The organism is Chelatococcus sp. GCM10030263 (assembly GCF_042666455.1).
Taxonomy (GTDB): domain Bacteria; phylum Pseudomonadota; class Alphaproteobacteria; order Rhizobiales; family Beijerinckiaceae; genus Chelatococcus.
The window spans coordinates 154,284-163,345 of record NZ_JBHTDB010000006.1 but is presented as its reverse complement, the minus strand read 5'-3'; the positions used below and the strand labels follow the sequence as shown (position 1 = coordinate 163,345).

Annotated in this window: 10 protein-coding genes; 9 read left to right on the top strand and 1 reads right to left on the bottom strand. The window is 65.5% G+C overall.

Annotated elements, in window-relative coordinates:
* From ACFQU1_RS16090 to ACFQU1_RS16065, 6 genes are all read left to right on the top strand, one after another.
* The coding region (locus ACFQU1_RS16090; RefSeq protein WP_378134388.1) for a hypothetical protein at nucleotides 1-251 on the top strand (251 nt) is incomplete at its 5' end.
* A gap of 364 nt (nucleotides 252-615) precedes the next feature.
* The gene (locus ACFQU1_RS16085; protein ID WP_378134386.1) at nucleotides 616-1,119 is read left to right on the top strand and encodes an RNA polymerase sigma factor; all 504 of its coding nucleotides are present in this window, start codon (nucleotides 616-618) and stop codon (nucleotides 1,117-1,119) included.
* A gap of 32 nt (nucleotides 1,120-1,151) precedes the next feature.
* Nucleotides 1,152-1,907, top strand: a complete 756-nt coding sequence (locus ACFQU1_RS16080) for an anti-sigma factor family protein (protein WP_378134384.1) — start codon at nucleotides 1,152-1,154, stop codon at nucleotides 1,905-1,907.
* A 405-nt stretch (nucleotides 1,908-2,312) separates the two neighbouring features.
* A complete protein-coding gene (locus ACFQU1_RS16075; RefSeq protein ID WP_378134382.1) occupies nucleotides 2,313-2,705 on the top strand; it encodes a DUF1236 domain-containing protein in 393 nt (130 codons plus the stop codon).
* A 221-nt stretch (nucleotides 2,706-2,926) separates the two neighbouring features.
* Complete coding sequence (locus tag ACFQU1_RS16070) at nucleotides 2,927-3,208, top strand: DUF1236 domain-containing protein (RefSeq protein ID WP_378134380.1); 282 nt, start codon at nucleotides 2,927-2,929, stop codon at nucleotides 3,206-3,208.
* Nucleotides 3,209-3,337: 129 nt separating this feature from the next.
* Entirely contained in the window at nucleotides 3,338-5,092 is a 1,755-nt protein-coding gene (locus ACFQU1_RS16065; RefSeq protein ID WP_378134378.1) for a DUF6600 domain-containing protein, read from the top strand.
* Between the two features lie 162 nt (nucleotides 5,093-5,254).
* On the opposite strand, the gene ACFQU1_RS16060 is transcribed toward ACFQU1_RS16065, so the two are convergent.
* Complete coding sequence (locus tag ACFQU1_RS16060; protein ID WP_378134376.1) at nucleotides 5,255-6,427, bottom strand: sensor histidine kinase; 1,173 nt, start codon at nucleotides 6,425-6,427, stop codon at nucleotides 5,255-5,257.
* Between the two features lie 228 nt (nucleotides 6,428-6,655).
* Between ACFQU1_RS16060 and ACFQU1_RS16055 the strand changes: the two genes are divergently transcribed.
* From ACFQU1_RS16055 to ACFQU1_RS16045, 3 genes are all read left to right on the top strand, one after another.
* Complete coding sequence (locus ACFQU1_RS16055; RefSeq protein WP_378134374.1) at nucleotides 6,656-7,537, top strand: cytochrome c oxidase assembly protein; 882 nt, start codon at nucleotides 6,656-6,658, stop codon at nucleotides 7,535-7,537.
* A gap of 22 nt (nucleotides 7,538-7,559) precedes the next feature.
* A complete protein-coding gene (locus tag ACFQU1_RS16050; RefSeq protein WP_378134372.1) occupies nucleotides 7,560-8,630 on the top strand; it encodes an AI-2E family transporter in 1,071 nt (356 codons plus the stop codon).
* Nucleotides 8,631-8,734: 104 nt separating this feature from the next.
* The gene (locus ACFQU1_RS16045) at nucleotides 8,735-9,055 is read left to right on the top strand and encodes a hypothetical protein (RefSeq protein WP_378134370.1); all 321 of its coding nucleotides are present in this window, start codon (nucleotides 8,735-8,737) and stop codon (nucleotides 9,053-9,055) included.
* Nucleotides 9,056-9,062 lie beyond the last annotated feature (7 nt).

Below are 9,062 nucleotides of genomic sequence, written 5' to 3'. Positions count from 1 at the left end.
CCGTTGCCTCCACCGTTACCGCCGCCATTGCCCCCGCCGTTACCGCCGCCATTGCCTCCGCCGTTACCGCCACCGTTGCCGCCGCCGTTGCCGCCGCCGTTGCCGCCGCCGTTACCACCGCCGTTTCCGCCGCCGTTGCCCCCGCCATTGCCGCCGCCGTTACCGCCGCCATTGCCTCCACCATTGCCCCCACCGGGATCGGCAAGGGCCTTGATGGAGCCGAAATGCAGATGAAGGCTGTCCAGCGATGAGATCTGCAGGCTGACAGGCAAGGCCGCGGCAGCAACGGCCAGAACCAACAAACTAGGCTTCACACGCATCGTCGCTGCCTTCGCTCTCGCCTGTTTCCAATCTACGCAGATCCGCGGCCCGGCCGTCGTTTCGGGCCTAGCCAAGCACGATCATCGCCCACTGACTAGGCAGGCGATCGTGTGCAATCACTGCCAATAACGAGATAGGCGCCAGAAGGATCCGACAGATACGAAGCATGAAACCAGTTGGCGGCTAGAATCGTTGAGCAAGCTGGCGCGCGCTGCTCAAGCTGCTGGTTTCGCGACGCCGACGGAATAAAACTGCCCCTCCAACGTTAGTCCCTCATACCGACGCGGGAAACATATGGCGCCGACGATCGGACACGAACTGGTGAAGCTTCTGCCTCGCCTCAGACGCTTCGCTCTGGCGCTTTGCCGCTCTCCATCGCTGGCCGATGATTTGGTCCAGGGTGCCTGTGAACGGGCTTTGGCGAGTGCCGGCAGTTGGACCCCCGGCACGCGTTTCGACGCCTGGGTGTTCCGCATCCTGCGCAACTATTGGCTGGATAATCTCCGGCGGCAGAAAACGGAGGGTCTGAAGGGCGGGGTTGCCGGAGACGACAAGATCGTGGGGGATGTCATGGGCGAAGACGGTGAGAAATCCCTTCTTCACAAACTGACTCTGGCCGACGTTCGCCGTGCCATAGACGACCTTCCGACGGAGCAACGGGAAGTGCTCGTGCTCGTCTGTCTGGAGGACCTCGCTTATAAGGAGGCAGCTGAAATCCTGGGTGTGCCCATCGGCACGGTGATGAGCAGGCTCGCGCGAGCCCGCAAGACACTCGTCGAGGCGACCAAAGCTGCCTGACCACCACAAGCGCATCACCTTCGAGTATTGCCATGTCAAGCATCCACCTTCGCGACGAAATTCTGATGGCCTTTGCCGACGGCGAGCTCGACGAAACCGTCGCGGCCGCCGTCGAACAGGCCATGCGCGACGATCCTGCCGTGGTTGCGCGGGTGGTGAATTTCGCTCGCAGTCGGCGCATCGCCCGCAGCGCCTTCCTCGCCGAAGTCGCTCCTGCGCCGTCGAGCGCCCTCGAGGATGCGGTCCTCGCGCAAATCCGCGCGGTCGAAGGGGGGCCGCGGCCGGCGAGCGGTCGAACCGGCAGGCAAGAGGGTGCGGCCCAAGGCTGGTCAAGGCGGATCTTGCCGCTCGCCGCCTGTCTTGCCGCCGTCGTTGCGGGCGGCCTGGGCTATCTCGCCGGCACGCGCTCCGGCCCGGCAGCAGGCCATGTCGGCCTCGTGGCCGACCTGCAAAGTCCCACCGTGACGGAACGCCTCGACCGGATCAGCTCGGGTCATGAGGAAGACACCACCTCGGGACGCCTGCGGGTCGTTTCGACCATACGGACGGCCAACGGCGCGCTCTGCCGGGAGTTCGAGCTGGCGCAGGCGCCCCGTAAGGCCGACGCCATTGCGTGCCGGCAAGGTGGCGAATGGGGTGTGACCCTTGCCGTCATCGGCGAGGAGAGTACCGGCTATAGGCCGGCTGACGGCAGCGATGTGGTCGGAAACTATCTGCAGAGCGTGGGCGCCGGCGCGCCGCTCACCGGGCCCGACGAGGTCAAGGCGCTTGCCGAACTGACGCGTTGAACGACGGACGCGGCTACGCCGCTCGAGCGACGCGGGTGCCGGTTCGCGTCTAAGAAAACCCCATCATCAAAAATCGAGAGCTCTGTCGCGACCAACGAAGCGCGAACCGGCTCTCGCGGGCTCTTCATCGGCAGCGTGGCCGGACTGCACCCCCACGCCTGCGTCATACCGTTGAGCAGGTGGGGAACAAAACCTGTCGCATCGCGTTAAGTCTTTCACGCTTTTTTATGTGCTTCTTTATAGTTCAATTTACCGGGATAACAGAAACCATTTCGTCATCTGCGCGTTAATACTCTCACGCTTTTCAATTCATGAACTAACCTATGATAATAATCGAAAACAAACGGGAATAAAATCTTTTGTTGCGCGTTTATCCTACATCAGAACTAGATGGAGGATAACAGCATGCGTTCCACCAAACTGTTGACTGCCGCCGCGGTCTTCACCGTCGGACTGACGTCTGCGGCGATGGCCCAATCGGGCACGGTTCCCGGCGCAGTCGGCGGCGCCGCCGCCGGTGCGGTGGTTGGCGGCCCTGTAGGCGCGGCCGTGGGCGGCGTTGCAGGGGCTACCCTCGGCGCGATCACCTCGCCGCCGCCGGAAGTGCGGACCTATGTGATGCAGGAGGACGTGCCGTCCGTGCGTTACGAGGAAGAAGTGACCGTCGGCACGGTTCTGCCCGAGACGGTGGTGGTTCACCCCGTCCCGAAATACGAAACTTATAGCTATGCGGTGGTGAACGATCATCGTGTGATCGTCGACCGCAATACCCGCAAAGTGGTGCAGGTCGTCGAATAACGGCCTTTTGCGCCCTCCGGGAGCGGGCCGAATAGTCCGCTCCCGGAGTATCTCGAACGCCCGAAGCCAGCCCGTCGATGCGGACAACGGCTATGGACAAGATGCTTGCAACAAGCCTCGCCTTGATCGTTGTCGGCGCATTGGCTTTCACATCGGCCGGCGCGAGGGGGGATGCGTCTCAATGCACCGCGGATCTCGCCTCTCCCGCCAGTGCCGAGGGTATGAGCGCGACTGAGATGGCGGCCTCGATCGAGCCCGCCGGCCTCGTCGGCGACGCAAGCCTCGCGGAGCGTGCGAGCCCGGCAGAGGGCGAGCATACGGGAACAGGCGAGGGCGGGGCGGAGCTGGACGGAAGCCTGCCGACAACCATCGCGCTGCGGCCGATCCCGGCGCGCTATGCCGCGGGCTACGCGATTTACGAGCGCTATCGCTATGCGGTGTTCGACGGAGACGAGGTCATCGTCGATCCTGCCACGCGACAGATCATCGCAAGATTACGCTAGCGCTCCAGAAGTTTCCGGCCTGAAGATTAGAGCATCCTGCTTCTTCTCATAGGCGAAGTGCGCTCTCTTCGGGAAGACCAGAGGACGTCTAGACCATAAGCGGACAACGCCTAACGGACGGAGATCAACATGACCAAGAGCAAATTTTTGTTGGGGGCGGCCGTTTCGGCGCTCGTCCTCTCCGGAGCGGGTGGGACGGCATCCCTGACATTGATGCTGTCGCCCGCCGCGGCTCAGGCCCAGAGCACCCGCGTCGAGACGACCACGACGACCCAGGGGGTGAGCGCCGACGGCTTCTTCGACCGGCTGCAGCCCTACGGCGAACTCGTGCGGGTCGATACGCTCGGGGAAGTCTGGAAGCCCGCCGACGTGCCGGCGGACTGGAAGCCTTATTCGAACGGTCAGTGGATCTATAACGAAGAGGTCGGCTGGTACTTCGAATCGAAAGAGCCGTGGGCGGAAATCACCTATCACTATGGTCGCTGGTACGACGATCCCAACCAGGGCTGGGTGTGGGTGGCAGGCACCGAATGGGCGCCGGCCTGGGTGGAATGGCGCCGCAGCGACCGTTATGTCGGCTGGCGTCCCCTGCCGCCGGACAATGCGCCGCGCCGCACCGCCCGCCGCTCGACGACGACGGTGACCCAGAGAGGCGCGCCGGAAGAAACGGAGACCTGGGTCTTCGTGCCGGCAAACCGGATCGTCGGCGAGCCGATCAGCCGGGTGCGCATCCAGGAGGACGAACTCGTCCAAGTGTATCGGGAGAGCACGGTGATCGGCTCGGTGGAGCGCCGCAACGGCTATGCGGTCAATCTCGCCTTGCGGCCGCAAATGATCGAGCGTGGCGCCAGTGTGCGCATCACGTCGCAGAACCTGCCACGGCCGGACCTCGCCCCCGTGCCGGACGCCGTGCGCCAGATCTCGACGGAGACACGCTCCACCACGCGTGTCAATCGTGAGACGCGCCAGACGGATGGGGCGCAGCCGAATGGCACGACGACGGGTTCCATCCGCCAGGACGGCACTCAGGACTCGACGCGTCAGGACGCGATCACGCGTCAGGGTCAGAACAAGCTCGATCAGGATCAGGCGACGACCACCGACCGGACAGTCACCGATCGTGAACGCACCCGCCAGGGTCAGCGCGAGCAGGGCCTGTCTACAGAGAGCACGCGTGGCACCGCGACCGGGCCGCGTTCAACCGACGAGACGGCGCAGGACGACGTGCGGATGCGCGAGAACGGACGCACCCGGACCGAGAGCACGGATCGTGCGACCGAAAACAAGGGTCGCAGCACGACCGATCAGACCGATCGCATGACCGGCGAGCGTGACCGGGCCGGAGCTACGGGCGCCCGGCAGGCGGAGGAGCGGCGCAGCACGACGACATCCGAGCCGCGCCAGCGCGCCAATCGCGAGCGCAAGGATCAGGATATCACCGGGTCCACCTCGCCGGACCGCCAAACCCCGGCCAACCCCGGGCTCAGCGGCAAGCAGAGCGGCGATGGCGACCGTATGGGCGCACAGCCGCGGGCCGCAGAGCCGGCGGATCGGGGCGGTGGCAACAAGCCGCGTGCCGATCGCCAGGATGGGCCGGGCACCTCGGCGGGCCGGAGCGATAGCGATCGTGCGACGGGCTCGACCTCGCCGTCCGACCGGCGCAGCGGCAGCACCGTCGGCCAACAGCAGCCCATGGAGCCGGCAAACCGCAACGGCGGCGGCATGCCGCGCGGCGAGCGCCGTGGTGGCGCGTCGGATGACGACACGACCGGGTCGATCACGCCGTCCAATCGCCAGCCCGGTGGGCCGCAGGCCATTCCGGAGAAGATCCAGCCCGGCCCCTCGGGCCTGGGGCAGCCTTCGCCCGGCCAGAGCGGCCGCTGACGATCAGACGCGGCGCCTCGGCGCCGCGTCACCCCACAACCCGTGATGACGGGCGGGCCCGCGCAAGCCGTCTCGCTGCTCACCACGGGCCTTTCTCGTCTTTACGGCTCGCCGTCGCGTCGTCTCGACGCGAACGGCGTCTACTTTGCTCGGGAAAAGGTTCTAAGATGCTTGCGGGAAGCAGACCCGTGTCTTCGTGCCGATCTCGACCTCGTCGAGGACGGCACGGCCGCCGAGTTGCAGCGCAAAGGTCTCCAAGAGCTGCAGGCCGAGGCCGCCGGGTCGAGGTGGCCCCATGCCCTTGCCGTTGTCCTCGACGGTCAGGCAGGCTTCCGCCCGATCTGGATAGACCGCGAATGTGACGTGGATCACGCCGCCCTTGTCGCCGAAGGCATATTTCAGCGAATTCGTAACAAGCTCGTTGACGATCAGCCCCACCGAAACGGCTCGGTCGATCGGCATGATGGCAGCCATCGCATCGACCTCGATGGCCACATTATCCCGCTGCGGGTCGATATTGGCGCAGAGCGCCCGCAGGTAATCGGCGAATTCCACCTGGCCGTGGCCTTCCGTCAGGGACAGCTGGTCATGGGCGAGCGCGATCGCCTGCACGCGGTCCATGACGTTGCCGATGCGCTCGCGGCCCTCGGGCGTGGTGAACTGACGCCGCTGCAAGGCCAGGATCGACAGGATGATCTGAAAGTTGTTCTTGACCCTGTGCTGCAGCTCGCGAAGGCGCACATCCACCTGTGCATCCTTGAGAGCCTCGTTCGCCTTGGCCTGCGTCGCCCGCTGCTGTGCTTCGAGCCGTTGAAGCGAGTTGCCCAGGACGCTCGCATAGGCGGTGAGAAAGCCCACGTCGGCATCATCGAAGATCCTCGGCTGTTCCGAATCCACCTCCAGAAGCCCCCAGAGCCGTCCGTCGACCATGACCGGGACATTCACGAGCGAAACGATGCCGTGTTGTTCCAATACAGGTATGATTCGGAATTCCGATTGCTCGGTATAGTCCTCCACGATCACGGGCGCGGCGGTCTGGATTGCGCGGCCGGCGGGTGAAGACCTGTCGATAGCCAGGCTGCTGTGTCCGACGATGCCCGGCTTCCAGCCGACGCCCGCCACTGTCAGCAGGTCGCCCCGTGCGGGCCGGTAGCACAGCGCCTTGGTGTGGTTGATGCCGGTGACATTCGCGACATGCGCGACCGCGTAATGCAGCAGGCGCTCCTCGGAGAGCCCCTCCGAACCGATGCGCAAAAAGGCGGCGAGCGCCCGCTGGTAATCCAGCAGACGGGCCAGTTTTGCCTCGAGATCAGTCGAACTCTCTTTCCGGGACATGGAAGCCTAACGATCCGGCCTGATGCGAGTTCCTCCAGCTTCGATCAGCGCCGGCCGCAGCCGGCGATTCCGTGCGCGAGGGGTTGCGAGCTGTGTGATTGGGCGGCGATCGTCCGTGGCATGGATCCTTCGGCATCGTCCGGCCGTTTGTCACCCAAGTGGCTGCGGTTGCGCTCGTCAGTTTCCGGTCGACGTGCCGGAACGGCGGCGAGCAGGAGGAGGAGAGGGATGAAGCGCATGGTCTTCATCGCCGGAGCGGCAGCGTCGACGGCCGCGGCCGTTCTCGTCGCGCCGAACCCGCAAACGGGCGCCGGCAATCTGTTCACACTCTGCCTCACCGCGACCTCGTCGGTTGCGGCCGGAGGGCTCTGGACCGCCTGGAGCTTCGCGCCGGCTGTGCTCGTTCCCCTCCTCGCCCTGGGGCTCGGCTACGCCGGGCACGCCCGCGCGCATGCCGCCGATCCACAGCGGGCGATGCTATTTGCCAGCGGCTATCTGGCGCTCGCCGCCGCCGTCGCGTCCCCGCTTTGCCGCATGGCCGCGACGCTCGCCTCGGCGCATATGATCCAGCATGCGATCCTCGTCGCACTGGCGCCGCCGCTTATCCTCCTCGGTTTCCAAAGGGCGAGGGTTGGCAATGCTGCGGTCGAGAACCGGCCGCTCGTCACCCACCCCGGCTGGGCGGCCGTGCCTTATGGCGTCTTCATCTGGTTCTGGCATGTGCCGCGCCTTTACGAGGCTGCGCTCACCGACGTCTACGTTCATCTCCTGATGTATGCGTCGCTGCTCGGCACCGGGTTCTTGTTCTGGAACAGCGTCATGACGGCGGTGCGATCGCGATCCGCCCTCCAAGGGTGGGCGATCGTGGCACTTATCGTGACCTTCATTCACACGGGGATGCTCGGCGCGCTGCTCACGTTTTCCGGTCACCTCTGGTTTCCGATCATGGCGCCGGGGGCGCTGATCTTCGGGCTCACGCCTCTCGATGACCAGCAGCTCGCCGGCCTCATCATGTGGGTGCCGATGGGGCTGGTCTATGTCGTGGCGGCGCTTTGGGCCTTTGGCCGCGTGCTCGCCGAGATGGAGGCCCCTGCTGCCTTGCGACAATGATCCCGTGGCCCGGAGGGAGGCGATGAGCCCGTCGAAATCATCGGTCGAGAACCTCTGGCAGCCGGCGGGGCTCGTGCGCGTCACGCTGATCGTCGGCGGCCTCGTCGTCCTCGCCCTCGTCCTGTGGCAGCTCCTCAACGTCCTCCTCCTGATCTTCGGGGCGATCGTCGTCGCGATCATCCTGCGCAGCATCGCGGGTTTTGCCGAGCGGCACCTGCCGATCGGCAATAAGGGCGCGCTCGCTCTCGCCTGCCTCTTCATCCTTCTCCTCGTTGCGGCCTTCACGATCCTCCTCGGCGCGCAGATTTCCGGCCAGGTGGCGACGCTCTCGCAGGAACTCCCGAAACAGCTGTCGGCGCTCGGCGACCGCGTCGGCATCAGCGCGCTGCCGGAGCGCATCAGTCGCCAGGCCGAGGACTTTGCCGCACGCAGCAATGTGGTGCAGAGCGTAGCCGGCTACACGACAGGTCTCGTCGGTGTGCTCGCCAATGCCGTGCTGGTCGTCGTCGCTGGCGTCTATCTGGCGGCGCGGCCGCGCTTCTATCGCGACGGCTGCCTGCTGCTCTTCCCGCAGGGGATCAGGGATCATGTGGCAGCTGCGGCCGATAATGCCGGCGCCGCCTTGCAGTTGTGGCTCATCGGGCAGCTGATCTCGATGGTTCTCGTGGCCGTGCTGACGACCGCCGGGCTCTATCTCATCGGCATGCCCTCGGCGCTGGCGCTCGGCGTGCTCGCCGGCTTTGCTGAATTTGTGCCGGTCGTCGGGCCCATCCTGAGCGTGATCCCTGCCGTGCTGCTCGCTTTTGCGCATGACGGCACGAGCGTGATCTGGGTGCTCGGGCTCTATCTCGTCATCCAGCAGGTCGAGAGCAACGTCATCCTGCCCTTCGTGCAACGGCGAACGGTCGATCTGCCGCCGGCCTTGACGCTCTTTGCGCTCGTTGCCTTCGGTGTCCTGTTCGGGCCCCTGGGTATCCTGCTCGCGACACCCCTGACGGTCGTCTCCTATGTCGCCGTGAAGCAGCTCTATCTGCGCGATGCGTTGCAGGAGGAAACGAGCGTCCCCGGCGAGGATGAGGCCGCCGCCTCGTGAACGCCGGCTCTTGTGGTGAAGGACGGCTCTTGGGCAGCAGATTTTTCGGCACGCACGCAGCCAATGCCGCCCTGGCGCGTTTTCCCCCTCGTGAGGTGAATATCATGGACAAAAAGCCGAAGATCACCACCGGTCTCAACGACCGGCCGCGAGACGAGACGATCAGCCAGACAGGGGCGGGCCTGCCCGACGACACGAGCCACCCCGTCGATGTCGACGATGCCACCGTGGAGCGGGTGCGCCGGCAGTTGCTGGCAGGCTCGCAACAGGCCGAAACTGGGAATGCCGATGCCGTCCCACCGGGTACGCCCGGCGCCGGCGAGAACGTTTGCCGCCGCTGCGCGGGAAGCGGCGAGGTCGACGGCGCCCCCTGTCCCGATTGTGGCGGAACGGGCAAAGTCACGACGCCGATCGGCGGTGCTTGAGGTCCAC